A 24,484-nucleotide genomic window follows, 5' to 3' on the forward strand; every position below is an offset into this window, starting at 1 on the left:
GGCGGTGAACGGGGCCTTCCGGGTATCCGATAGCCTCTGCCGACATGCCGCCCGCCCGGTGCAGTCAGCCAGGCCGAAGGGGGCGCCCCCACCATGCACTTGACCGGCGCCCCAGCGCCGGCACCCAGGGAGTGAGTTCGGTTGTCGACCGCCATCCTCACCGGTCAGCCGGTCCCCGGATCGTCGATCGAAGGCGATCTGCGGTCCCTCGGCTTCGACGTACGGATCGCCTCCGACGCCGCCGAGACCGAGACGCTCCTCGCCCGGATCCCCGGTGACCAGCGGGTCGCCGTGGTCGACGGCCGCTTCGTGGGCCACGTCCACGCGCTGCGGCTCGGCCTCACCGACCCCCGCTTCCCGCTCGCCGCCGTCCCGGGCGCCGTCACCGCCCAGCCGGCCGGCCGTCAGGCCCTGACCCGGGCGGTGGCACGCGAGAACTCCGCGGGCGGCGGCACCGCGCTCGCCGTGGAGAGCCTCGCCGACCGCATCGTCACCGCCCTCGACGCCGACGGCACCGCCGTGCACCGCCCCGAACTGGGCAGCCTGGTCGCCGTGGTGCCCGCCGACCCGCAGGCCCGCAACGAGGCACGGCAGGCGGTGTCCGCCGTCGACGACGAGGCCGTACGCCTGAAGTCGGCCGTGAAGGCCCGGGACGGCTTCTTCACCACCTACTTCGTCAGCCCGTACTCCCGCTACCTCGCCCGCTGGTGCGCCCGCCGGGGGCTGACCCCGAACCAGGTCACCACCGCCTCCCTGTTCACCGCCCTGATCGCGGCCGCCTGCGCGGCCACCGGCACCCGGGGCGGGTTCGTCGCGGCCGGCGTCCTGCTGATCGCCTCGTTCGTCCTGGACTGCACCGACGGCCAGCTCGCCCGCTACTCCCTGCAGTACTCGACCCTCGGCGCCTGGCTGGACGCCACCTTCGACCGGGCCAAGGAGTACGCCTACTACGCGGGTCTCGCCCTCGGGGCCGCCCGCGGCGGCGACGACGTGTGGGCGCTCGCGCTCGGCGCGATGGTCCTGCAGACCTGCCGGCACGTCGTCGACTTCTCCTTCAACGAGGCGAACCACGACGCCACCGCCAACACCAGTCCGACCGCCGCCCTCTCCGACAGACTCGACAGCGTCGGCTGGACGGTGTGGATACGGCGGATGATCGTCCTGCCGATCGGCGAGCGCTGGGCGATGATCGCCGTCCTCACGGCGGCGACCACTCCCCGCGTCACCTTCTACGCGCTGCTCGTCGGGTGCGCCTTCGCGGCGACCTACACGACGGCGGGCCGGGTGCTGCGGTCGCTGACGCGCAAGGCACAGCGGACGGACCGGGCGGCGCGGGCGCTGGCGGACCTCGCCGACAACGGGCCGCTCGCCTCACTCGTGGCGCGCGTCACTCCCGTCCGCCTCGGTGCCCCGCTGCTGCTGGCGCTCGGGGGGACGGCCGTGCTCGCCGTGTCCCTCTTCTCCGGCGTCACCTGGGCGCCGGTGCTGGGCGCCGCCGTGTACACCGTCACCGCCGGTCAGGCCCTGTGCCGCCCGCTCAAGGGCGCCCTGGACTGGCTGGTTCCCCCGCTCTTCCGCGCCGCCGAGTACGGCACGGTCCTGATCCTCGCCGCCCAGGCGGACGTGAACGGGGCCCTTCCTGCGGCTTTCGGGCTGGTCGCGGCGGTCGCCTACCATCACTACGACACGGTGTACCGCATCCGCGGCGACGCCGGGGCGCCCCCGGCCTGGCTGGTGCGCGTCATCGGGGGGCAGGAAGGGCGGACGCTGTTCGTCACCGTTCTCGCCGCCGCGCTCACCGCCTCGCAGTTCAAGGCCGCGCTCACGGTCCTGGCCGTGGCCGTCGCCCTGGTGGTGCTCCTGGAGAGCATCCGCTTCTGGGTGTCCGCAGGGGCGCCCGCCGTACACGATGAAGGAGAACCCGCATGATCGGCCTCGTGCTGGCGGCCGGCGCCGGACGGCGTCTGCGCCCCTACACCGACAGCCTTCCCAAGGCTCTGGTGCCGGTGGGGCCCGCGGGCATAGAGGGCGAACCCACGGTCCTGGACCTCACCCTCGGCAACTTCGCCGAGATCGGTCTGACCGAGGTCGCGATCATCGTCGGCTACCGCAAGGAGGCCGTGTACGAGCGCAAGGCCGCCCTGGAGCAGAAGTACGGCCTCAAGCTCACCCTCATCGACAACGACAAGGCCGAGGAGTGGAACAACGCCTACTCCCTGTGGTGCGGCCGTGACGCCCTCAAGGACGGCGTGATCCTCGCCAACGGCGACACCGTCCACCCGGTCTCCGTCGAGCGGACGCTGCTCGCCGCCCGCGGCGACGGCAAGAAGATCATCCTCGCCCTCGACACCGTCAAGTCCCTCGCGGACGAGGAGATGAAGGTCGTCGTCGACCCCGCCCGGGGCATGACGAAGATCACCAAATTGATGGACCCGGCCGAGGCCACCGGCGAGTACATCGGCGTCACCCTCATCGAGGGCGACGCCGCCCCCGAACTGGCCGACGCGCTCAAGGCCGTGTGGGAGACCGACCCGCAGCAGTTCTACGAGCACGGCTACCAGGAACTCGTGAACCGCGGCTTCCGTATCGACGTGGCGCCGATCGGCGACGTCAAGTGGGTCGAGATCGACAACCACGACGATCTCGCCCGTGGACGGGAGATCGCGTGCCAGTACTGACCCGGCTCATCCCGTCCCCGCTCGTCGTCGACATCCGTCCGGGTGCCCTCGACGACCTGGGCTGTGTGCTCGCCGACGAGCGCATCTCGCACTCCGGCAAGCTCGCCGTCGCCGTCAGCGGCGGCTCCGGCGCCGCGCTGCGGGAGCGCATCGCCCCCTCGCTGCCCGGCGCCACCTGGTACGAGGTCGGCGGCGGCACCCTCGACGACGCGGTCCGGCTGGCCGGTGACATAAAGGCCGGCCACTTCGACGCGGTCGTGGGCCTCGGCGGCGGAAAGATCATCGACTGCGCCAAGTTCGCCGCGGCCCGCGTCGGCCTCCCGCTGGTCGCCGTCCCGACGAACCTCGCGCACGACGGCCTGTGTTCGCCGGTGGCCACCCTGGACAACGACGCCGGGCGCGGCTCCTACGGCGTGCCGAACCCGATCGCCGTCGTCATCGACCTCGACGTCATCCGCGAGGCGCCGGCGCGCTACGTGCGCGCGGGCATCGGCGACGCCATCTCCAACATCTCCGCGATCGCCGACTGGGAACTCGCCCACCGCGTCAAGGGCGAGAAGATCGACGGTCTCGCCGCCGCGATCGCCCGCCAGGCCGGCGAGGCGGTGCTGCGGCACCCCGGCGGCATAGGGGACACCGACTTCCTCCAGGTGCTCGCCGAGGCGCTCGTCCTCAGCGGCATCGCGATGTCGGTGTCGGGCGACTCCCGTCCCTCCTCCGGCGCCTGCCACGAGATCAACCACGCCTTCGACCTGCTGTTCCCCAAGCGGGCGGCCGCCCACGGCGAACAGTGCGGACTGGGCGCGGCCTTCGCGATGTACCTGCGCGGCGCCCACGAGGAGTCGGCGTACATGGCCGGGGTGCTGCGCCGGCACGGGCTGCCGGTGCTGCCGCACGAGATCGGCTTCACCACGGACGAGTTCGTCCGGGCCGTGGAGTTCGCCCCGCAGACCCGCCCCGGCCGCTACACGATCCTCGAACACCTCGACCTCTCGACCGACCAGATCAAGGACATCTACGCCGACTATGTCAAGGCCATCGGTAGCTGAACTCCGTCCGGTCGTCCACCCCGCCGGGGTGAAGGACCGGCGCAGCGGTGAGCACTGGATGGGGCGCCTCTACATGCGAGAGGTGTCCCTGCGGGTCGACCGCTACCTGGTCAACACCAGGGTCACGCCCAACCAGCTCACGTACCTGATGACCGTCTTCGGTGTCCTCGCGGCCCCGGCGCTCCTGGTGCCGGGGATCTGGGGCGCCGTGCTCGGCGTCGTCTGCGTCCAGCTCTATCTGCTGCTCGACTGCGTCGACGGCGAGATCGCCCGCTGGCGGCAGCAGTACTCGCTCGGCGGGGTCTACCTGGACCGCGTCGGCGCCTACCTCACCGACGCCGCCGTCCTCGTCGGCTTCGGCCTGCGCGCCGCCGACCTGTTCGGCACCGGGCGCATCGACTGGCTGTGGGCCTTCCTCGGCACGCTGGCCGCCCTCGGCGCCATCCTGATCAAGGCCGAGACCGACCTCGTCGGGGTCGCCCGCCACCAGGGCGGCCTGCCACCGGTCCAGGAGTCGGCCGCCGAGCCGCGCTCCTCGGGCATGGCACTGGCCCGCCGGGCCGCCGCGGCGCTGAAGTTCCACCGGCTGGTGCTCGGCATCGAGGCGTCCCTGCTGATCCTGGTCCTGGCGGTCCTCGACCACGTCCGGGACGACCTGTTCTTCTCCCGCCTCGGCGTCGCGGTGCTGGCCGGCATCGCGCTCCTGCAGACCCTGCTGCACCTGGTGTCGATCCTCGCCTCCAGCAGGCTGAAGTGAACGGCATGAAGGTCGGCGCGGTCATCATCACCATGGGCAACCGCCCCGACGAACTGCGTGCCCTGCTCGACTCGGTCGCCAAGCAGGACGGCGACCGCGTCGAGGTGGTCGTCGTCGGCAACGGCTCGCCCGTCCCGGACGTCCCCGAGGGCGTCCGCACCATCGAACTCCCCGAGAACCTCGGCATCCCCGGCGGCCGCAACGTCGGCATCGAGGCCTTCGGGCCCGGCGGCCGCGACGTCGACATCCTGCTGTTCCTCGACGACGACGGCCTGCTGGCCGGCCACGACACCGCCGAGCTGTGCCGTCGGGCCTTCGCGGACGACCCGGCCCTCGGCATCATCAGCTTCCGCATCGCCGACCCCGAGACCGGGATCACCCAGCGCCGCCACGTGCCGCGGCTGCGCGCCGCCGACCCGATGCGCTCCTCCCGGGTCACCACCTTCCTCGGCGGCGCCAACGCCGTCCGCACGAAGGTTTTCGCCGACGTCGGCGGCCTGCCGGACGCGTTCTTCTACGCCCACGAGGAGACCGACCTGGCGTGGCGGGCCCTCGACGCGGGCTGGATGATCGACTACCGGTCCGACATGGTGCTGTACCACCCGACGACAGCGCCCTCGCGGCACGCGGTCTACCACCGCATGGTCGCCCGCAACCGCGTCTGGCTCGCCCGCCGCAACCTGCCCGCCCCGCTGATCCCGGTCTACCTGTGCGTCTGGCTGCTGCTCACCCTGGTGCGCCGTCCCTCGCGGCCCGCGCTGCGGGCGTGGTTCGGCGGATTCCGGGAAGGCTGGACCACACCCTGCGGACCGCGCCGGGCCATGAAGTGGCGTACGGTGTGGCGGCTGACTCGACTGGGCCGGCCCCCCGTCATCTGACAAGCTCGTTCCTGACAGCAACCGGGCCGGACGGGGCCCCGGCTCGTACCGGGACCCTGGGCTCATGCGATGCCCGCACAGGCTGCGCATCTCGAAGACGAAAGTTTCCACTAGTGAGTGAGACAACGCACGACGGCACGGTCGCGGTGAGCGCGCCCGTGCCGCCCGACGAGGGCCTCACGGCGGCGCAGCTCGCCGCCAAGTACGGGCTGACCGTGAGCGGTGCCCGGCCGTCGCTCGTCGAGTACGTCCGCCAGCTCTGGGACCGGCGTCACTTCATCCTCGCCTTCTCACGGGCGAAGCTGACCGCCCAGTACAGCCAGGCCAAGCTCGGCCAGCTGTGGCAGGTGGCCACCCCGCTGCTGAACGCGGCCGTGTACTTCTTCATCTTCGGCGTCATCCTGGACGCCGGCCGCGGCATGACGAGGGACGTGTACATCCCGTTCCTGGTCACCGGCGTGTTCGTGTTCACCTTCACGCAGAGCTCGGTGATGGCGGGTGTGCGCGCGATCTCCGGCAACCTGGGCCTGGTGCGCGCGCTGCACTTCCCGCGCGCGTCGCTGCCGGTCTCCTTCGCGCTCCAGCAACTCCAGCAGCTGCTGTTCTCCATGATCGTGCTGTTCGCCGTGGCCGTCGCCTTCGGCAGCTACCCGGGCCTGTCCTGGCTGCTGATCGTCCCGGCGCTGGCCCTGCAGTTCCTCTTCAACACGGGCCTCGCGCTGATCGTGGCCCGCGCGGGCGCCAAGACACCGGACCTGGCGCAGCTCATGCCGTTCGTGATGCGTACCTGGATGTACGCCTCGGGCGTGATGTTCTCCATCCCGATCATGCTGGAGGACAAGCCGGCCTGGATCGCCACCGTCCTGCAGTGGAACCCGGCCGCCATCTACATGGACCTCATGCGCTTCGCCCTCATCGACGGCTACGGCGCGGAGAACCTGCCCGACCACGTGTGGGCGGCCGCGCTCGGCTGGGCGCTGCTCTTCGCGGCCGGCGGCTTCGTGTACTTCTGGAAGGCGGAGGAGAGGTACGGCCGTGGCTGAGGACAGGAACGACGGGCACATCCCCACCGTCATCGCGGACCAACTGCACATCGTCTACCGCGTCAACGGCGCCAAGGCCGGCAAGGGCAGCGCCACCGCCGCGCTCAGCCGGATACTCAAGCGCGGCGAGGAGCGCGGCGTGCGCAAGGTGCACGCCGTCAAGGGCGTCTCCTTCGTCGCCTACCGCGGTGAGGCCATCGGCCTGATCGGCTCCAACGGATCCGGCAAGTCGACCCTGTTGCGCGCCATCGCGGGCCTGCTCCCGGCCGAGAGCGGCAAGGTGTACACCGACGGCCAGCCCTCCCTGCTCGGCGTCAACGCGGCCCTGATGAACGACCTCACCGGCGAGCGGAACGTCATCCTGGGCGGGCTCGCGATGGGGATGACCCGCGAGCAGATCAAGGAGCGGTACCAGGAGATCGTCGACTTCTCCGGCATCAACGAGAAGGGCGACTTCATCACCCTCCCGATGCGCACCTACTCCTCCGGCATGGCCGCCCGGCTCCGCTTCTCCATCGCCGCCGCCAAGGACCACGACGTCCTCATGATCGACGAGGCCCTCGCCACCGGCGACCGCAAGTTCCAGAAGCGTTCCGAGGAACGCATCCGCGAACTGCGCAAGGAGGCCGGCACGGTGTTTCTCGTCAGCCACAACAACAAGTCGATCCGTGACACCTGCAACCGCGTGCTGTGGCTGGAACGCGGCGAGCTGCGCATGGACGGCCCGACCGACGAGGTCATCAAGGAGTACGAGAAGTTCACCGGCAAGTAGTCCACCCGGACCCGGGCGAAAGAGACCGCCCCGCTTCACGGAGCCCCGCCGGAACTGCTCCGGCGGGGCTCCGCGTCTGCAAAGGAAACGTCAACTTCGGCTCCGCTCCGGAATCTTGGAGCCAATCGGTGTGTTCTTGTGATGTGCAGGACACCCCAGCGAACCACGGCGCGTTGTACAACGTAAGCTGTAGCGGTCCCGAATCACGGCAAGTGGGGCGATAACGCGCGCCACCTCGAGGTCCGCCCCGCCGTGCGGACGGCCGGGCGGCGTGTCCGAAATAGTGTGCGTTGGGTCGGCGGTGTAGAACGGGAGATGTGACGGCAATGGCTACGGAAACTCCCCAGCTCCACGCAGCACGCGCCGTCCCCGTTCCGGGCAGCCCGTGGTGAGGGGATCCGGCCCGGTGCGTCCCGGCCAGGCGGAGCGCGGCACGCTCGACAAGGCCGCGGCGGAGAACTTCCCCGTCGCCCCGTTCTTCCTGCCCAGGGCCTGGCGCACCGACCTCATGGCCGTCTACGGCTTCGCCCGTCTGGTCGACGACATCGGCGACGGTGATCTCGCTCCCGGCGGCGCCGACGCCCGCCTGCTCGGCGTGTCGCCCGCGGACGCCGAGGACCGGATGCTGCTGCTGGACGCCTTCGAGGCGGATCTCCGCCGGGTCTTCGACGGCACCCCGCGCCACCCCCTGCTGCGGCGCCTCCAGCCGACCGTCCGCCGTCGCGCGCTCACCCCCGAGCCCTTCCTCGGCCTGATCGCCGCCAACCGCCAGGACCAGCTCGTCGCGCGGTACGAGACCTACGACGACCTCCTCGCGTACTGCGAACTGTCCGCCAACCCGGTCGGCCGACTGGTGCTGGCCGTCACCGGCACCTCGACCCCCGAACGGGTCCGCCGCTCCGACGCGATCTGTACGGCCCTGCAGATCGTCGAGCACCTCCAGGACGTCGCCGAGGACCGCGGGCGCGACCGCGTCTACCTGCCCGCCGTGGACATGAAGCGCTTTCACGTCCAGGAGGCGGACCTCGCCGCGCCGACCGGGAGCGCGTCGGTGCGCGCCCTGATCGCGTACGAAGCGCAACGCGCCCGCGACCTCCTGGATGAAGGCGCTCCTCTGGTGGGTAGCGTCCACGGCAGGCTGAAGCTGCTCCTCGCAGGCTTCGTGGCGGGGGGAAGGGCGGCCGTCCACGCGATCGCCGCCGCCGATCACGACGTACTTCCCGGCCCACCCGAGCCCGGCAGGCTTCGGTTGCTGCGCGAGGTGGGCGTCGCTCTGCGAGGAGAGGGGTGATCCGGGCCGTGGAGTCGCAACCGCACGCGTCCGCACCGGTACTCGCCGCCTACAGCTACTGCGAGGCCGTCACCGGGCAGCAGGCCCGCAACTTCGCGTACGGCATCAGGCTGCTGCCGACGCCCAAGCGTCGCGCGATGTCGGCGCTGTACGCGTTCTCCCGGCGCGTCGACGACATCGGCGACGGGGCGCTGGCCGGCGAGGTGAAGTCCGCGCGACTCGACGACACCCGGGCGATGCTGGCCCGGGTGCGCGACGGTCTGGTCACCGAGGACGACACCGATCCCGTCGCGGTCGCCCTCGCGCACGCCGCCAGGACCTTCCCGATCCCGCTCGGCGGTCTGGACGAGCTCATCGACGGCGTGCAGATGGACGTACGCGGTGAGGCGTACGAGACCTGGGACGACCTGAAGGTGTACTGCCGCTGTGTGGCGGGTGCCATCGGACGGCTCTCCCTCGGTGTGTTCGGCACGGAACCGGGGGCGCGCGGCGTCGAGCGCGCGCCCGAGTACGCCGACACGCTCGGGCTCGCGCTCCAGCTCACCAACATCCTCCGGGACGTCCGTGAGGACGCCGAGGGAGGGCGGACCTATCTGCCCGCCGACGACCTCGCGAAGTTCGGCTGCTCGGCCGGCTTCAAAGGACCCAAACCGCCGGAGGGCGCCGACTTCGCGGGCCTCGTGCACTTCGAAGTGCGACGGGCCCGCGCCCTTTTCGCCGAGGGCTACCGGCTGCTCCCCATGCTCGACCGGCGCAGCGGCGCCTGTGTGGCCGCCATGGCCGGCATCTACCGCCGCCTCCTCGACCGTATCGAACGCGACCCGGAGGCCGTGCTGCGCGGCCGGGTCTCGCTGCCCGGCCGGGAGAAGGCGTACGTCGCCGTGCGCGGCCTGTCCGGCCTGGACGCCCGGCATGTGACCCGCAGGACCGTCAGGAGGCGCGCCTGATGGACAATCCGGTCCAAGGTGATGCCATCGGCGAGAAGCGGCAGGCAACCCTCCGCCCGGGGGCGGCGTCCCAGACTGCGACGGCCGGCCGTGCGCCGTTCCACCTCCACGGCGCCCGGGCAGGGGAGGACGCACGATGACCGACGGCACACGGTTCGACGCGCCGCACGCACGGACGCCGGACCACACGGGCACGGACGCCGTCGTGGTCGGCGGCGGGCTCGCCGGCGTCACCGCCGCGCTCGCTCTCGCCGACGCCGGCGTCCGGGTGACACTGCTCGAGGGCCGGCCGCGTCTGGGCGGGCTCGCCTTCTCCTTCCAGCGCGACGGACTGACCGTCGACAACGGACAGCACGTGTACCTGCGCTGCTGCACCGCCTACCGTTGGTTCCTCGACCGGATCGAGGGCGCTGCGCTGGCTCCGTTGCAGGACCGCCTGGACGTGCCCGTGCTCGACGTGGACCGGCCCGAGGGACGGCGGCTGGGCAGGCTGCGGCGCGACGCGCTGCCGGTGCCCCTGCATCTGGGGCGCAGCCTCGCCACGTATCCGCATCTCTCGCTCGCCGAGCGGGCCCGGGTGGGGCGTGCCGCGCTCGCGCTCAAGGGGCTCGACCTCGCCGATCCTGACCTGGACACGCAGGACTTCGGCAGCTGGCTGACCGCGCACGGTCAGTCGGCGCGTGCCGTCGAGGCCCTGTGGGACCTGGTTGGGGTCGCCACCCTCAACGCGGTCGCGGGAGAGTGCTCGCTCGGGCTCGCCGCGATGGTGTTCAAGACCGGTCTACTGTCCGACCCGGGCGCGGCCGACATCGGATGGGCGCGCGTCCCGCTGGGCGACCTGCACGACCGGCTGGCCCGCAAGGCGCTCGACTCCGCGGGCGTGCGCACCGAAGTCCGCACCCGCGTCACCACCGTCTCCACTGATGAGAACGGACGGTGGAGCGTGCAGGTTCCCGGCGAGACGCTCACCGCGGACGCGGTCGTCCTCGCCGTACCCCAGCGCGAGGCGCACGACCTGTTGCCCGCGGGCGCGCTCGACGCGCCGGAGCGGCTGCTGGAGATCGGTACCGCGCCGATCCTCAACATCCACGTCGTCTACGACCGCCGGGTGCTCGGTACGCCGTTCCTGGCGGCCCTCGGCACCCCGGTGCAGTGGGTGTTCGACCGGACCGAGGCGTCCGGGCTGCACCAGGGTCAGTACCTCGCGCTGTCCCAGTCGGCGGCGCGGGACGAGATCGACGAGCCCGTCGCCGTGCTGCGCGAGCGCTATCTGCCGGAGCTGGAGCGGCTGCTGCCCCGCACCCGGGGGGCCGAGGTGAAGGACTTCTTCGTCACCCGGGAACGGACGGCGACGTTCGCGCCCGCCCCCGGCGTCGGGCGCCTGCGGCCCGGCGCCCGCACCAAGGCCCCCGGCCTGTACCTGGCCGGAGCGTGGACCGCCACCGGGTGGCCCGCGACCATGGAGAGTGCCGTCCGCAGCGGAGTGAGCGCGGCCGACGCCGCCCTCGGCGCCCTCGGCCGGCCCCGTCCCCGCCACCTCTTCGCGTTCGAGGAGGCGGCCTGATGCTCGGTCAGCACGACACAGCGGGCCCCAGCACCTTCGGTACCGCGACAAGAGGAGAGACTGTGCCCACTGTGCCCCCGGCCCCGACGGCCGCTCGGAGGACCGCGGTGGACGTGACCGCGCTCCTGGAGCGCGGCCGTACCCTGGCCACACCGGTGCTGCGGACGGCCGTGGACCGCCTGGCACCTCCCATGGACACGGTCGCCGCCTACCACTTCGGCTGGATCGACGCCCAGGGCAACCCCGCCGACGGCGACGGCGGCAAGGCCGTACGGCCCGCCCTCGCGGTGCTCTCGGCCGAGGTCACCGGCGCCGCACCCGAGGTGGGTGTCCCCGGCGCGGTCGCCGTCGAACTGGTCCACAACTTCTCGCTGCTGCACGACGATCTGATGGACGGCGACGAACAGCGCCGGCACCGCGACACCGTCTGGAAGGTGCACGGTCCCGCCCAGGCCATCCTGGTCGGCGACGCCCTGTTCGCCCTCGCCAACGAGGTCCTCCTGGAGCTGGGCACCGTCGAGGCCGGCCGCGCCACCCGCCGCCTGACCACCGCGACCCGCGCGCTGATCGACGGCCAGGCGCAGGACATGTCCTACGAGCACCGCGACCGCGTCAGCGTCGAGGAGTGCCTGGAGATGGAGGGCAACAAGACCGGAGCCCTGCTCGCCTGCGCCAGCTCCATCGGCGCGGTGCTCGGCGGCGCGGACGACCGCACCGCCGACACCCTGGAGACGTACGGCTACCACCTGGGTCTCGCCTTCCAGGCGGTCGACGACCTCCTCGGCATCTGGGGCGACCCGGTGTCGACCGGCAAGCAGACCTGGAGCGATCTGCGCCAGCGCAAGAAGTCCCTGCCGGTCGTGGCCGCGCTCGCGGCGGGCGGTGCCGCCTCCGAGCGGCTCGGCGAGATCCTCGCCGCCGACGCCAAGAGCAGCGACTTCGCGAACTTCTCCGAGGAGGAGTTCGCGGCCCGCGCCGCCCTCATCGAGGAGGCGGGCGGCCGTGAGTGGACGGCCGAAGAGGCCCGCCGTCAGCACACCATCGCCATCGAAGCCCTGGACGCCGTCGACATGCCCGGCCAGGTACGGGCGCGGTTCACGGCGCTCGCCGACTTCGTCGTCGTACGAAAGAGATGATCACTATCGGTCGAATAGCCCTCGCGTAGTCGCCGGCCGGTGTCGCGGGCAACCGAGCACCGGCCGACGGCGGACCCACAGCAGACGCACCACTTGCCACTGCACGAAGGGGAAGCCATGACAGCGACGACCGACGGAAGCACCGGGGCCACCATGCCGCCCCGCGCAGCCGCGGCCAGCGAAACCGACATCACCACTCCCGTGGCGGCCGGGGTGCACGACGCCGCCGTTCGCGCCGTGCAACGCGCCACCGACCACCTGCTGTCCCGGCAGGACGCCGAGGGCTGGTGGAAGGGCGACCTCGAGACCAACGTCACGATGGACGCCGAGGATCTGCTGCTGCGTCAGTTCCTGGGTATCCGCGACGAGGCCACGACCCGGGCCGCCGCGCTCTTCGTCCGCGGCGAGCAGCGCGAGGACGGCACCTGGGCGAGCTTCTACGGCGGGCCCGGCGAACTCTCCACCACCATCGAGGCGTACGTCGCCCTCCGCCTGGCCGGTGACGCGCCGGACGCGCCGCACATGGCGAAGGCGTCCGCCTGGATCCGCGAGCAGGGCGGCATCGCCGCCGCCCGGGTCTTCACCCGGATCTGGCTGGCCCTGTTCGGCTGGTGGAAGTGGGAGGACCTGCCCGAACTCCCGCCGGAGCTGATCTACTTCCCCACCTGGGCACCGCTGAACATCTACGACTTCGGGTGCTGGGCCCGGCAGACCATCGTCCCGCTGACGATCGTCTCCGCGAAGCGTCCGGTCCGGCCCGCGCCCTTCCCGCTCGACGAGCTGCACACCGACCCCGACCACCCGAACCCGCCCAGGCCCTTCGCCCCGGTGGCGAGTTGGGACGGCGCCTTCCAGCGACTGGACAAGGCCCTGCACGCGCTGCGCAAGGTCGCGCCGCGCCGGCTGCGCAGGGCCGCGATGAACAGTGCCGCCCGCTGGATCGTCGAGCGGCAGGAGAACGACGGCTGCTGGGGCGGCATCCAGCCGCCGGCCGTGTACTCGGTCATCGCCCTGCACCTGCTCGGCTACGACCTCGAACACCCGGTGATGCGCGCGGGCCTGGAGTCGCTGGACCGGTTCGCGTTGTGGCGCGAGGACGGGGCCCGGATGATCGAGGCGTGCCAGTCACCGGTCTGGGACACCTGCCTCGCGACGATCGCGCTCGCCGACGCGGGGGTGCCCGCCGACCACCCCCAACTGGTCAAGGCCGCCGACTGGATGCTCGGCGAACAGGTTGTCCGGCCCGGCGACTGGTCGGTGCGCAGGCCCGGACTGCCGCCCGGCGGCTGGGCGTTCGAGTTCCACAACGACAACTACCCGGACATCGACGACACCGCCGAGGTCGTCCTCGCGCTGCGCCGGGTCCGGCACCACGACCCGGAGCGGGTGGAGAACGCGATCGGGCGCGGGGTGCGCTGGAACCTCGGGATGCAGTCGAAGAACGGCGCGTGGGGCGCCTTCGACGTCGACAACACCAGCCCGTTCCCCAACCGGTTGCCGTTCTGCGACTTCGGCGAGGTCATCGACCCGCCGTCCGCCGACGTCACCGCGCACGTCGTGGAGATGCTGGCCTTCGAGGGGCTCGCACACGATCCGCGCACCCGGCGCGGCATCGAGTGGCTGCTCGCCGAGCAGGAGCCGGACGGCTCCTGGTTCGGGCGCTGGGGCGTCAACTACATCTACGGCACGGGCTCGGTGGTGCCCGCCCTGACCGCGGCCGGGCTGCCCGCCTCGCACCCGGCGATCCGGCGGGCCGTGGGCTGGCTGGAGTCGGTGCAGAACGACGACGGCGGCTGGGGCGAGGACCTGCGCTCGTACCGGGACAGCAAGAAGTGGAGCGGACGGGGTGCCTCCACCGCCTCGCAGACGGGCTGGGCGCTGATGGCCCTGCTGGCGGCGGGGGAGAAGGACTCCAAGGCCGTCGAGCGCGGCATCGTGTGGCTCGTGAGCACCCAGCGCGAGGACGGCTCCTGGGACGAGCCCCATTTCACCGGCACCGGTTTCCCGTGGGACTTCTCGATCAACTACCACCTGTACCGGCAGGTGTTCCCGCTCACCGCACTGGGCCGGTACGTCCACGGAGAGCCGTTCTCCGGGGCCGAGGGGGGCTGATGACCACCCAGGCCGCCGCGGCCCCGCTGCTGATCGCCTGTGCGCTCGGCATCGAGCACCTCGCCCTGCGCAGCGGCGACCGCGGCGGCGCCGACGGGCCGGTCACCGTCCTGCGGACGGGGATGGGACCCAGGGCGGCCGAGCGCGCGGTCACCCGGGTGCTGGCCGGCCCGGCGCACGACGGGGCCGCCGTGCTCGCCACGGGGTTCTGCGCGGGGCTCGCCCCCGGCATGCACCCCGGCGACCTCGTCGTCGCCGAGGAGACCCGGGACCCGCGCGGCGCCGTGCCGTGCGTCGGGACCGACCTGCTCGTCAAGGAGCTGGTCCGGACCCTGCCCGGGCGGACCGTCCACACCGGGCCGCTCGCCGGTTCCGATCACGTCGTCCGCGGGCACGAACGGTCGGCCCTGCTCGCGACCGGCGCGATCGCGGTCGACATGGAGTCCGCGGCCACGCTCCTGAGCGCCGTGCGCGCGGGCGCGCGCCCGGTTGCGGCCGTCCGGGTTGTCGTGGACGCTCCAGAACATGAACTTGTCCGGATCGGCACGGTGCGCGGCGGAATATCGGCTTTCCGCGTCCTTCGTTCCGTACTCCCCGCTTTCTACGAATGGCACCGTTCCTTGCTGCTCCCCAGGAGGTGAGCCAGATGGCCATGCCGCTGCGCCAATCCATCAAGGTCGCTACATACTTGGCCGAACAGAAGCTCCGCAAGCGGGACAAGTTCCCGCTGATCGTCGAGCTGGAACCCCTCTTCGCGTGCAATCTGAAGTGCGAGGGCTGCGGCAAGATCCAGCATCCCGCCGGTGTGCTCAAGCAGCGCATGCCGGTGGCCCAGGCCGTCGGGGCGGTGCTCGAATCCGGTGCGCCGATGGTGTCGATCGCCGGCGGTGAGCCGCTGATGCACCCTCAGATCGACGAGATCGTGCGGCAGTTGGTGGCGAAGAAGAAGTACGTCTTCCTCTGCACCAACGCCATGCTGCTGCGCAAGAAGATGGACAAGTTCACTCCCTCCCCCTACTTCGCCTTCGCCGTGCACATCGACGGACTGCGGGAGCGGCACGACGAGTCGGTCGCCAAGGAAGGTGTGTTCGACGAGGCCGTGGAGGCGATCAAACAGGCCAAGCGGCGCGGCTTCCGGGTCACCACCAACTCGACCTTCTTCAACACGGACACCCCGCAGACCATCATCGAGGTGCTCGACTTCCTCAATGACGACCTCCAGGTCGACGAGATGATGATCTCGCCCGCCTACGCCTACGAGAAGGCGCCCGACCAGGAGCACTTCCTGGGCGTGGAGCAGACCCGCGAACTGTTCAAGAAGGCCTTCGCGGGCGGCAACCGGCGCAAGTGGCGGCTCAACCACTCCCCGCTCTTCCTGGACTTCCTGGAGGGCAAGGTCGACTTCCCGTGCACCGCCTGGGCGATCCCGAACTACTCGCTCTTCGGCTGGCAGCGCCCCTGCTACCTGATGAGCGACGGGTACGTCCCGACGTACCGCGAACTCATCGAGGACACCGACTGGGACAAGTACGGCCGCGGCAAGGACCCGCGCTGCGCCAACTGCATGGCGCACTGCGGCTACGAGCCCACCGCCGTGCTGGCCACCATGGGATCCCTCAAGGAGTCGCTGCGCGCGATGCGCGAGACGGTCTCCGGAAACCGCGAGTGACGGCATGACCGCCGTGTCACTGGGCGTTCCCGAGGTACCGGTCCCGCCGATCGCCGAGCGGCGTGTGTCGCGGCGGATCCAGGTCGGGCCGGTCGCGGTCGGGGGCGGGGCCCCGGTGTCGGTGCAGTCGATGACGACGACCCGTACGTCCGACATCGGCGCCACCCTCCAGCAGATCGCCGAACTGACCGCGTCCGGCTGCCAGATCGTGCGCGTCGCCTGCCCCACGCAGGACGACGCGGACGCGCTGGCGACCATCGCGCGCAAGTCGCAGATCCCGGTGATCGCGGACATCCACTTCCAGCCCAAGTACGTGTTCGCCGCGATCGAGGCCGGCTGTGCGGCCGTACGCGTCAATCCCGGCAACATCAAGCAGTTCGACGACAAGGTGAAGGAGATCGCGCGGGCCGCGAAGGATCACGGCACGCCGATCCGGATCGGGGTCAACGCGGGCTCGCTGGACCGGCGGCTGCTGCAGAAGTACGGCAGGGCCACGCCCGAGGCGCTGGTGGAGTCGGCCCTGTGGGAGGCCTCGCTCTTCGAGGAGCACGGCTTCCGGGACATCAAGATCTCGGTGAAGCACAACGATCCCGTGGTGATGGTCAACGCGTACACGCTGCTCGCCGAGCAGTGCGACTATCCGCTGCACCTGGGGGTGACGGAGGCCGGTCCCGTGTTCCAGGGGACGATCAAGTCGGCCGTGGCCTTCGGGGCGTTGTTGTCACGCGGCATCGGCGACACCATCCGGGTGTCGCTGTCCGCCCCGCCCGCCGAGGAGGTCAAGGTCGGCATCCAGATCCTGGAGTCGCTGCACCTGAGGCAGCGCCGGCTGGAGATCGTCTCGTGCCCGTCCTGCGGACGGGCCCAGGTCGACGTCTACAAGCTGGCCGACGAGGTCACGGCGGGCCTGGAGGGCATGGAGGTGCCGCTGCGGGTCGCCGTCATGGGATGCGTGGTGAACGGGCCCGGAGAGGCCCGGGAGGCCGACCTCGGCGTCGCCTCCGGCAACGGCAAGGGGCAGATCTTCGTCAAGGGCAGGATCATCAAGACCGTGCCCGAGTCGAAGATCGTGGAGACCCTGATCGAAGAGGCGATGAAGATCGCCGAGCAGATGGAGCAGGACGGCGTCGCCTCGGGGGAGCCGGCCGTCACCGTGAGCTGAACAGCACGGACCGATAGGGGGCCCGACGTGACGATTCTGGAGAACATCCGAGGACCACGTGACCTGAAGGCGCTGTCCGAGACGGAACTCGGGGAACTGTCCCAAGAGATACGGCAGTTCCTGGTGCACGCGGTCGCCAGGACCGGCGGACACCTCGGGCCCAACCTGGGGGTGGTGGAACTCTCCGTCGCGCTCCACCGGGTCTTCGAGTCGCCGGTCGACCGCATCCTGTGGGACACCGGCCACCAGAGCTACGTCCACAAGTTGCTGACGGGGCGTCAGGACTTCTCCAAGCTGCGCGGCAAGGGCGGGCTGTCCGGCTACCCCTCGCGCGAGGAGTCCGAGCACGACGTCATCGAGAACAGCCACGCCTCCACCGCGCTCGGCTGGGCCGACGGGCTCGCCAAGGCCCGCCAGGTCCAGGGCGAGAGGGGCCATGTCGTCGCGGTGATGGGCGACGGGGCGCTCACCGGGGGCATGGCCTGGGAGGCGCTCAACAACATCGCGGCCGCCAAGGACCGGCCGCTGATCATCGTCGTCAACGACAACGAGCGCTCGTACGCGCCGACCATCGGCGGACTCGCCAACCACCTCGCCACCCTGCGCACGACGGACGGCTACGAGAAGGTCCTGGCCTGGGGGAAGGACGTACTGCTGCGGACCCCGCTGGTCGGCACCACCCTCTACGAGTCCCTGCACGGCGCGAAGAAGGGCTTCAAGGACGCGTTCGCCCCGCAGGGCATGTTCGAGGACCTGGGCCTGAAGTACGTCGGCCCGATCGACGGGCACGACCTGAAGGCCGTCGAGTCGGCGCTCCGGCGTGCGAAACGCTTCCACGGCCCGGTGCTCGTGCACTGCCTCACCGAGAAGGGGCGCGGCTATGAGCCCGCCCTCGCCCACGAGGAGGACCACTTCCACACCGTGGGCGTGATGGACCCGCTCACCTGCGAGCCGCTCACGCCGTCGGGCGGGCCGTCCTGGACCTCGGTGTTCGGCGAGGAGATGGTCCGGATCGGGCAGGAGCGGGACGATGTCGTGGCGATCACGGCGGCCATGCTGCACCCGGTGGGGCTCGGCCCGTTCGCGGCCCGCTTCCCCGACCGGATCTGGGACGTCGGCATCGCCGAGCAGCACGCGGCCGTGTCCGCCGCCGGCCTCGCCACCGGCGGGCTGCACCCGGTCGTCGCCGTCTACGCCACCTTCCTCAACCGGGCCTTCGACCAGCTGCTGATGGATGTGGCGCTGCACCGCTGCGGCGTCACCTTCGTGCTGGACCGGGCCGGCGTCACCGGTGTCGACGGGGCCTCCCACAACGGGATGTGGGACATGTCGATCCTCCAGGTCGTGCCCGGACTCAGGATCGCCGCACCCCGGGACGCCGACCAGCTGCGCGCGCAGCTCAGAGAGGCGGTCACGGTGGACGACGCGCCGACGCTGGTCCGCTTCCCCAAGGAGTCGGTGGGACCGGTGATCCCGGCGGTCGACCGGGTGGGCGGCCTGGACGTGCTGCACCGCGCCGACCGGCCCGAGGTCCTGCTGGTCGCCGTGGGTGTGATGGCGCCCGTCTGTCTCCAGGCCGCCGAGCTGCTGGAAGCACGGGGCATCGGCTGCACGGTGGTCGACCCGCGCTGGGTCAAGCCGGTCGATCCGGCGCTGCCCGGCCTCGCCGCCGGGCACCGCCTGGTCGCGGTGGTCGAGGACAACAGCCGCGCGTCCGGGGTGGGGGCCGCCGTGGCACTCGCCCTCGGCGACGCGGACGTGGACGTCCCGGTACGGCGGTTCGGTGTCCCGGAACAGTTCCTCGCGCACGCCAAGCGGGCCGAGGTGCTCGCCGACATCGGCCTCACGCCCGTCGAGGTCGCCGGACGGATCGGCGCCAGTCTGGCCGTCAAGGAAGCGGACCTGGCCGTCCGGGAAGAGCTGTCCAAGGAGAAACAGGAATGACAACCGCCAAATCCGCGTCGCCCTCCTCGCAGGCCGGGGAGTTCGACCTCGGCGCGCTGCTGGCCGAACGCGGAGCCGAGCGCTACGAGCTGCACGGCAAGTACCTGAACCACCAGCTCCCGCGCATGCTGCACACCATCGGCTTCGACAAGGTCTACGAGCGGGGCGAGGGCGCCTACTTCTGGGACGCGGACGGCAACGACTACCTGGACATGCTCGCCGGGTTCGGGGTGATGGGCCTGGGCCGTCACCACCCCGTCGTCCGCAAGGCGCTGCACGACGTCCTCGACGCCCAGCTCGCCGACCTCACCCGCTTCGACTGCCAGCCGCTGCCGGGGCTGCTGGCCGAGAAACTGCTGGCGCACAGCCCGCACCTGGACCGGGTGTTCTTCGGCAACAGCGGGACCGAGGCGGTCGAGGGCGCCCTGAAGTTCGCCCGGTACGCCACCGGCAAGCCGCGGATCCTGTACTGCGAGCACGCCTTCCACGGCCTGACCACCGGGTCGTTGTCGGTCAACGGCGAGGACGGTTTCCGGGACGGCTTCGCCCCGCTGCTGCCCGACACCGGCATCCCGCTCGGTGATCTCGACGCGCTGGCACGGGAGTTGCGGAAGGGCGACGTCGCCGCCCTGATCGTCGAACCGATCCAGGGCAAGGGCGTGCACGAGTCTCCGCCCGGCTATCTGCGCGCCGCCCAGGACCTGCTGCACCGGCACAAGGCGCTGCTCATCGCGGACGAGGTGCAGACCGGCCTGGGTCGCACCGGCGACTTCTACGCCTACCAGCACGAGGAGGGCGTCGAACCCGACCTGGTCTGCGTGGCCAAGGCGCTGTCCGGCGGATACGTGCCCGTCGGCGCGACCCTCGGCAAGGACTGGATCTTCCGGAAGGTCTATTCCTCGATGGACCGGGTGCTGGTCCACTCGGCGAGCTTCGGCTCCAACGCGCAGGCGATGGCGGCGGGACTGGCCGTCCTGTCGGTGCTGGAGAACGAGCAGGTCGTGGCGGGCGCCCGGGCCACCGGGGAGCTGTTGAAGGCCCGCCTGACGGCACTGATCGACCGGTACGAGCTGCTGGCCGACGTCCGCGGCCGGGGCCTGATGATCGGCATCGAGTTCGGCCGGCCCACGTCGCTGAAACTGCGCAGCCGGTGGGCCATGCTGCAGGCGGCCCGCAAGGGACTGTTCGCCCAGATGGTGGTCGTGCCGCTGCTCCAACGGCACCGGATCCTCACCCAGGTCTCCGGCGACCACCTGGAGGTGATCAAGCTGATTCCGCCGCTGGTCGTCGGCGAGCGGGAGGTGGACCGGTTCGTGGACGCCTTCACGGACGTGATGGACGACGCGCACAGCGGCGGCGGTCTGATGTGGGACTTCGGCAAGACGCTGATCAAACAGGCGGTGGCCAACCGCTAGGACGCCCGCTCGGGAGGCAGCCTTTGCCTCTGAGGCAAAGGATTTGCCGCAGAGGCAAGGGTCCGGCTCAATGGGGTGCATGAGCTCTCCCGAGTCCGAGCCCGAGACGAGGCCCGAGTCCGGCACCGGGCCCGGCTCCGGACCGTCCGCCGAAGCGGTCCCGCAGGTCGCGCCCCAGCTGCGCGCCCTGCGCCGCCAGGCCTCCCTCACCCTGGAGGCCGCGGCCCGCGCCGCCGGACTGTCACCCGCTCACCTCTCCCGGCTGGAGACCGGACAGCGTCAGCCCTCGCTGCCGATGCTGCTCGCGCTCGCCCGCATCTACGGTACGACGGTTTCGGAGCTGCTCGGCGAGACGGTCGGCGGCCGGGACGCCGTCGTGCGCGCCGCCGCCATGGAACCGACCGCGGCCGGCGGCTGGACCTACTGGCAGGCCGGCGCACCCGGCCACGCCATGCAGGCCCTGCGCGTCCACGTCCCGCACGGCTCCCAGGGCGACATCGTGCGCGTCCACCCCGGCGAGGAGTGGCTGTACGTCCTCAAGGGCCGGCTGCGGCTGCGCCTCGGGGACACCACGCACCGGCTCGCGGCCGGCGACAGCGCGCACTTCGACTCGCTGACCCCGCACCGTATCGCCGCCCAGGACCCCGACGGGGTCGACCTGCTGTTCGTCCACACCCTGCTGCAGAGCCCCACGGCCACGCTGTGCCTGGGCCCCACCCCTGGAGACATGCCATGAGTGACATGGAGGAGAAGTTCCCGCGTGCCCTGTGGGTGCGACTGATCATCTACCTGGCGGTCGGCCACCTCTTCGCGGCCTTCATCTACCTGCTGTTCGAGGTGGGTGCCCAGTAGGGCGGCCGGTACCGGCGACGCCGTACGCCTCAGTCGAGCAGCCGGGCCCGCAGTCGCTCGCGGATCTCCGGGGTGACCCCCAGGCCCTTCTCCAGGTAGGTGTCGACGCTGCCCCAGGTCTCCCCGATCGTCTCGAAGGCGGCCGTCAGATACTCGGCCCGGGCGTCGAACAACGGGCTGAGCAGCTCCATCACCTCGGGGGAGTAGGCGGAGGCGGAGCTGCCGCTGCGGCGCACCTTGTAGCGGCGGTGCCGGGCGTTCGACTCCAGGTAGTCGGCGAAGATCGCCTCCCGCTCCACGCCCAGGGTGAGCAGCGTCACGGCCATGGACAGTCCCGCGCGGTCCTTGCCGGCGGCGCAGTGCATGAGCGCGGGGACGCTGTCGTCGGCGAGCGCGCGCAGCAGCCGGGAGTGCTCGGCGGTGCGTTCCTTGATGATCACGCGGTACGAGGCGATCATGCGCCGGGCGGCCTTGCCCTCGCCGAGGATCTCGCGCAGCTGGTCGATCTCGCCGTCACGGACCATCGTCCAGAACTCGGCGCCGTCCGCCGGGTCGGTCAGCGGCAGGTTGACATTGCGCACGCCCGGCAGCTCGACGTCGGGTCCCTCCAGCTTCTGGTCCGCCGCGTTGCGGAAGTCGAAGATGGTGTGCAGGCCCAGGGAGGCGAGGAAGCCGGCGTCCTGCTCGGTGGCGTGCGCGAGGTGGCCGCTACGGAACAGCACGCCCTGCCGCACCCGGCGGCCGTCCACGGTCGGCAGCCCGCCCACGTCCCGGAAGTTGCGCACTCCGGCCAGCTGGGGCTCGGTCGACGGGACCTGCTGCGACACGGGGGCTCCTCCCACTCGGCCCCGCCGACGCTGCTCGACGACGGGCACTTCATCGACGATACGACATGGCTGCCTGGGGCAATGAGTTGTCCACAGGCGTTGCACGGAGGGCTCGCGGCCCTTGATGATGTTGACGCTTGAGTGCACCTGTTCGCGTCTGTTCGTATCTGTGAGGACTGCATGCTGGAGATCGCCGAAAACGGCCGTACATGGATCCTGTCCGGGCCGGCCAGCAGTTACGCCCTCCACCTCACCGGGGAGGACGAGCTCCTCCACCTGCACTGGGGCCCGCGAATCGCGCTCGCCGACGCCGAGGCCCTCGCCGTCCGCCCGCTGCCGGACTACTGGCCCTTCGAGTCTCCGCTCGACGGACGCGAGGAGTACCCCGTCGAGGGCGGCCCCCGCTTCGTCCGCCCCGCCCTGTCCGTGCGCACCGACGAGCGACGCGGCACCGAGTGGCGCTTCGACGCGTACGAGAGGGCCGAGGGCGACGAGCTGCGGCTGCGGTTCCGGGACGGAGAGCTGGCGATCACGCTGCACTACCGGATGCGTCACGACGTCGTGGAGCGCTGGGTGACGCTGGACAACCAGGGCCCCACGATCGAGGTGCTGCGCGCCGACTCCGCCACCTGGACCCTGCCCGACCGGGAGGACGGCTGGCGGCTGTCCCAGCTGCACGGCCGCTGGGCCGCGGAGTCCCGGCTCGTGCGCGCCCCCCTCACCTACGGTGAGAAGGTCATCGGCAGCCGCCGCGGCCACACCGGGCACCAGCACCTGCCGTGGGTCGCGCTCGACACCGACGCGACCGAGGAGCGCGGCGAGGTCTACGGCTGCGCCCTGGGCTGGTCCGGTTCCTGGCGCATCGCCGTCGCCGAACTCCCCGACACCCGTGTGCAGATCACCGGCGGGGCGGGCTACGACGACTCCGGCCTGCTGCGTCTGGCGGCGGGGGAGTCCTTCACCACACCCGTCTTCGCCGGCCTGTGGAGCGACGGCGGCTTCGGCGGGGCGAGCCGCGCCTGGCACGCCTACCAGCGCGCGTACGTCATCCCGGAGGCGGACCGGGACCGGCCGGTGCTGTTCAACTCCTGGGAGGCCACGGAGTTCGACATCTCCGAGGAGCAGCAGCAGGTGCTGGCCCGCCGGGCGGCGGCGATGGGTGTCGAGCTGTTCGTCGTGGACGACGGCTGGTTCGGGAAGCGCACGAGCGACCGTGCCGGGCTCGGCGACTGGACGCCCAACCCGGACCGCTTCCCCGGCGGCGTCAAGCCCCTGGCCGACTATGTGCACGGCCTCGGCATGCAGTTCGGCATCTGGGTCGAGCCGGAGATGGTCAACCCGGACAGCGACCTCTACCGGGCCCACCCCGACTGGGTGCAGTACCAACCGGGGCGAAAGCGGACGGAGCTGCGCAACCAGCTCGTACTGAACCTCGCCCGCGAGGACGTCCAGGAGTATCTGTGGGAACAGCTCCACGGGCTGCTCTCCAGTGCCCCGATCGACTACGTGAAGTGGGACTTCAACCGCTGCTTCACCGACGCGGGCTGGCCCGGCGACGCCTACCCGCAGCGCCTGTGGGTCGACCACGTCGACGCGCTCTACCGGCTGCTGGACCGGCTGCGCGCGGCGCACCCGGACGTCGCCTTCGAGTCCTGCTCGGGTGGTGGCGGCCGGATCGACCTCGGCGTGATGAGCCGTACGGACCAGGTGTGGACCTCCGACAACACCGACCCGCTGGACCGGCTCGCCATCCAGCACGGCTTCACGCAGATCCACCCCGCCCGGGTGATGGCGGCCTGGGTCACCGACAGTCCCAACACGCAGCTCAACGGGCGGGTCAGCTCACTGCGGTTCCGGTTCGTCAGCGCCATGGCCGGGGTGCTCGGGGTGGGCGGAGACCTCGCGGAGTGGACCGAGGAGGAACTCGCCGAGGCGGGTGACTGGGTGGCTCTCTACAAGGAGATCCGGCCCCTCGTGCAGCGGGGCGACCTCTACCGGCTGCGGCCCCCGCAGGGCGGACCGAGCGCGGTGCAGTACGTGCTGGGGGACGAGGCGGTCGTCCTCGCCTGGCTCCAGGCACAGCACCACGGCGAGCCCGTCCCGGCGGTGCGGCTGCGCGGACTCGACCCGACGGCATCGTACGAATGCCTCGAAACGGGCGAAGTCCACCGTGGTGCCGTGCTGCTGCATCACGGGCTGCGGACCGGACTTCGGGGCGATCTCGATGCGGCAGTTCTCCGGCTGCGCCGCATATGAGAGTTCTGTCCGAATTGGCGCCTTCATTCCAACTCCGGCCGGAATAGGGGGGCCTGAGGGGCGGCGCGTGAGGAGCGTCATACTCGTGACCGTGCGTCGCCCGTCATGTTCACGTAATACGCATGTCCCACA

General features: G+C 71.2%; 22 protein-coding genes. 21 read left to right on the top strand and 1 reads right to left on the bottom strand.

The annotated features are described in order from the left end of the window. Positions 1-141 precede the first annotated feature (141 nt). The 20 genes from QQS16_RS33915 (at position 142) to QQS16_RS34005 (ending at position 21,269) form a co-directional block, all read left to right on the top strand. Positions 142-1,929, top strand: a complete 1,788-nt coding sequence (locus QQS16_RS33915; protein WP_286065877.1) for a DUF5941 domain-containing protein — start codon at positions 142-144, stop codon at positions 1,927-1,929. Next, entirely contained in the window at positions 1,926-2,678 is a 753-nt protein-coding gene (locus tag QQS16_RS33920; RefSeq protein ID WP_286065878.1) for a phosphocholine cytidylyltransferase family protein, read from the top strand. Before QQS16_RS33915 ends, QQS16_RS33920 begins: the two co-directional genes overlap by 4 nt. Then, on the top strand, positions 2,666-3,727 hold the full coding sequence (locus QQS16_RS33925; protein ID WP_286065879.1) for an iron-containing alcohol dehydrogenase family protein: 1,062 nt from the start codon (positions 2,666-2,668) through the stop codon (positions 3,725-3,727). Before QQS16_RS33920 ends, QQS16_RS33925 begins: the two co-directional genes overlap by 13 nt. Then, complete coding sequence (locus QQS16_RS33930) at positions 3,705-4,484, top strand: CDP-alcohol phosphatidyltransferase family protein (protein WP_286065880.1); 780 nt, start codon at positions 3,705-3,707, stop codon at positions 4,482-4,484. The genes QQS16_RS33925 and QQS16_RS33930 overlap by 23 nt, the downstream gene beginning before the upstream one ends. A 5-nt stretch (positions 4,485-4,489) precedes the next feature. Next, entirely contained in the window at positions 4,490-5,362 is an 873-nt protein-coding gene (locus QQS16_RS33935; RefSeq protein WP_286065881.1) for a glycosyltransferase family 2 protein, read from the top strand. A 113-nt stretch (positions 5,363-5,475) separates the two neighbouring features. Further along, the gene (locus tag QQS16_RS33940; protein WP_286065882.1) at positions 5,476-6,405 is read left to right on the top strand and encodes an ABC transporter permease; all 930 of its coding nucleotides are present in this window, start codon (positions 5,476-5,478) and stop codon (positions 6,403-6,405) included. After that, the gene (locus tag QQS16_RS33945) at positions 6,398-7,177 is read left to right on the top strand and encodes an ABC transporter ATP-binding protein (RefSeq protein WP_286065883.1); all 780 of its coding nucleotides are present in this window, start codon (positions 6,398-6,400) and stop codon (positions 7,175-7,177) included. The genes QQS16_RS33940 and QQS16_RS33945 overlap by 8 nt, the downstream gene beginning before the upstream one ends. A gap of 406 nt (positions 7,178-7,583) precedes the next feature. Next, positions 7,584-8,468: a squalene synthase HpnC gene (gene hpnC, locus QQS16_RS33950; protein WP_286065884.1), complete on the top strand. Its 885-nt coding sequence runs from the start codon at positions 7,584-7,586 to the stop codon at positions 8,466-8,468. Then, complete coding sequence (hpnD, locus tag QQS16_RS33955; protein WP_286065885.1) at positions 8,465-9,415, top strand: presqualene diphosphate synthase HpnD; 951 nt, start codon at positions 8,465-8,467, stop codon at positions 9,413-9,415. Before hpnC ends, hpnD begins: the two co-directional genes overlap by 4 nt. Continuing rightward, a complete protein-coding gene (locus QQS16_RS43620) occupies positions 9,415-9,555 on the top strand; it encodes a DUF6380 family protein (protein ID WP_353479712.1) in 141 nt (46 codons plus the stop codon). Before hpnD ends, QQS16_RS43620 begins: the two co-directional genes overlap by 1 nt. Continuing rightward, a complete protein-coding gene (gene hpnE, locus QQS16_RS33960) occupies positions 9,552-10,979 on the top strand; it encodes a hydroxysqualene dehydroxylase HpnE (RefSeq protein WP_286065886.1) in 1,428 nt (475 codons plus the stop codon). Before QQS16_RS43620 ends, hpnE begins: the two co-directional genes overlap by 4 nt. 71 nt (positions 10,980-11,050) lie before the next feature. Then, on the top strand, positions 11,051-12,115 hold the full coding sequence (locus QQS16_RS33965) for a polyprenyl synthetase family protein (protein ID WP_286066547.1): 1,065 nt from the start codon (positions 11,051-11,053) through the stop codon (positions 12,113-12,115). 117 nt (positions 12,116-12,232) lie between these two features. Beyond that, positions 12,233-14,227: a squalene--hopene cyclase gene (gene shc / locus QQS16_RS33970; RefSeq protein WP_286065887.1), complete on the top strand. Its 1,995-nt coding sequence runs from the start codon at positions 12,233-12,235 to the stop codon at positions 14,225-14,227. Then, complete coding sequence (locus tag QQS16_RS33975; protein WP_286065888.1) at positions 14,227-14,868, top strand: phosphorylase family protein; 642 nt, start codon at positions 14,227-14,229, stop codon at positions 14,866-14,868. The genes shc and QQS16_RS33975 overlap by 1 nt, the downstream gene beginning before the upstream one ends. A gap of 5 nt (positions 14,869-14,873) precedes the next feature. Then, positions 14,874-15,896, top strand: a complete 1,023-nt coding sequence (gene hpnH / locus QQS16_RS33980) for an adenosyl-hopene transferase HpnH (RefSeq protein ID WP_286065889.1) — start codon at positions 14,874-14,876, stop codon at positions 15,894-15,896. A 4-nt stretch (positions 15,897-15,900) separates the two neighbouring features. Then, positions 15,901-17,058, top strand: a complete 1,158-nt coding sequence (gene ispG / locus QQS16_RS33985; RefSeq protein WP_286065890.1) for a flavodoxin-dependent (E)-4-hydroxy-3-methylbut-2-enyl-diphosphate synthase — start codon at positions 15,901-15,903, stop codon at positions 17,056-17,058. Between the two features lie 27 nt (positions 17,059-17,085). Next, positions 17,086-19,002 carry a 1-deoxy-D-xylulose-5-phosphate synthase gene (dxs, locus tag QQS16_RS33990; RefSeq protein WP_286065891.1) on the top strand — a complete coding sequence of 639 codons (1,917 nt, stop codon included), beginning with the start codon at positions 17,086-17,088 and terminating at the stop codon, positions 19,000-19,002. Continuing rightward, the gene (locus QQS16_RS33995; RefSeq protein WP_286065892.1) at positions 18,999-20,417 is read left to right on the top strand and encodes an aspartate aminotransferase family protein; all 1,419 of its coding nucleotides are present in this window, start codon (positions 18,999-19,001) and stop codon (positions 20,415-20,417) included. The genes dxs and QQS16_RS33995 overlap by 4 nt, the downstream gene beginning before the upstream one ends. A gap of 79 nt (positions 20,418-20,496) precedes the next feature. After that, positions 20,497-21,153 carry a helix-turn-helix domain-containing protein gene (locus tag QQS16_RS34000; RefSeq protein ID WP_286065893.1) on the top strand — a complete coding sequence of 219 codons (657 nt, stop codon included), beginning with the start codon at positions 20,497-20,499 and terminating at the stop codon, positions 21,151-21,153. Then, entirely contained in the window at positions 21,150-21,269 is a 120-nt protein-coding gene (locus QQS16_RS34005; RefSeq protein WP_286065894.1) for a DUF6126 family protein, read from the top strand. The genes QQS16_RS34000 and QQS16_RS34005 overlap by 4 nt, the downstream gene beginning before the upstream one ends. A 29-nt stretch (positions 21,270-21,298) precedes the next feature. On the opposite strand, the gene QQS16_RS34010 is transcribed toward QQS16_RS34005, so the two are convergent. Then, entirely contained in the window at positions 21,299-22,096 is a 798-nt protein-coding gene (locus tag QQS16_RS34010) for a tyrosine-protein phosphatase (RefSeq protein ID WP_286065895.1), read from the bottom strand. Between the two features lie 180 nt (positions 22,097-22,276). Between QQS16_RS34010 and QQS16_RS34015 the strand changes: the two genes are divergently transcribed. Continuing rightward, positions 22,277-24,352 (top strand): alpha-galactosidase, encoded by a 2,076-nt coding sequence (locus QQS16_RS34015; protein WP_286065896.1) that lies wholly within the window; start codon positions 22,277-22,279, stop codon positions 24,350-24,352. Positions 24,353-24,484 lie beyond the last annotated feature (132 nt).

Origin of the sequence: Streptomyces sp. ALI-76-A, assembly GCF_030287445.1 — a bacterium.
Lineage (GTDB): Bacteria > Actinomycetota > Actinomycetes > Streptomycetales > Streptomycetaceae > Streptomyces.

Bases quoted from the DNA above. Each gene is read 5' to 3' on its own strand.
- QQS16_RS33920 (WP_286065878.1), top strand. From the start codon at position 1,926: ATGATCGGCCTCGTGCTGGCGGCCGGCGCCGGACGGCGTCTGCGCCCC.
- QQS16_RS33930 (WP_286065880.1), top strand. From the start codon at position 3,705: ATGTCAAGGCCATCGGTAGCTGAACTCCGTCCGGTCGTCCACCCCGCC.
- QQS16_RS33935 (WP_286065881.1), top strand. From the start codon at position 4,490: ATGAAGGTCGGCGCGGTCATCATCACCATGGGCAACCGCCCCGACGAA.
- QQS16_RS43620 (WP_353479712.1), top strand. From the start codon at position 9,415: ATGGACAATCCGGTCCAAGGTGATGCCATCGGCGAGAAGCGGCAGGCA.
- hpnE (WP_286065886.1), top strand. From the start codon at position 9,552: ATGACCGACGGCACACGGTTCGACGCGCCGCACGCACGGACGCCGGAC.
- shc (WP_286065887.1), top strand. From the start codon at position 12,233: ATGACAGCGACGACCGACGGAAGCACCGGGGCCACCATGCCGCCCCGC.
- QQS16_RS33975 (WP_286065888.1), top strand. From the start codon at position 14,227: ATGACCACCCAGGCCGCCGCGGCCCCGCTGCTGATCGCCTGTGCGCTC.
- hpnH (WP_286065889.1), top strand. From the start codon at position 14,874: ATGGCCATGCCGCTGCGCCAATCCATCAAGGTCGCTACATACTTGGCC.
- ispG (WP_286065890.1), top strand. From the start codon at position 15,901: ATGACCGCCGTGTCACTGGGCGTTCCCGAGGTACCGGTCCCGCCGATC.
- QQS16_RS33995 (WP_286065892.1), top strand. From the start codon at position 18,999: ATGACAACCGCCAAATCCGCGTCGCCCTCCTCGCAGGCCGGGGAGTTC.
- QQS16_RS34000 (WP_286065893.1), top strand. From the start codon at position 20,497: ATGAGCTCTCCCGAGTCCGAGCCCGAGACGAGGCCCGAGTCCGGCACC.
- QQS16_RS34005 (WP_286065894.1), top strand. From the start codon at position 21,150: ATGAGTGACATGGAGGAGAAGTTCCCGCGTGCCCTGTGGGTGCGACTG.
- QQS16_RS34015 (WP_286065896.1), top strand. From the start codon at position 22,277: ATGCTGGAGATCGCCGAAAACGGCCGTACATGGATCCTGTCCGGGCCG.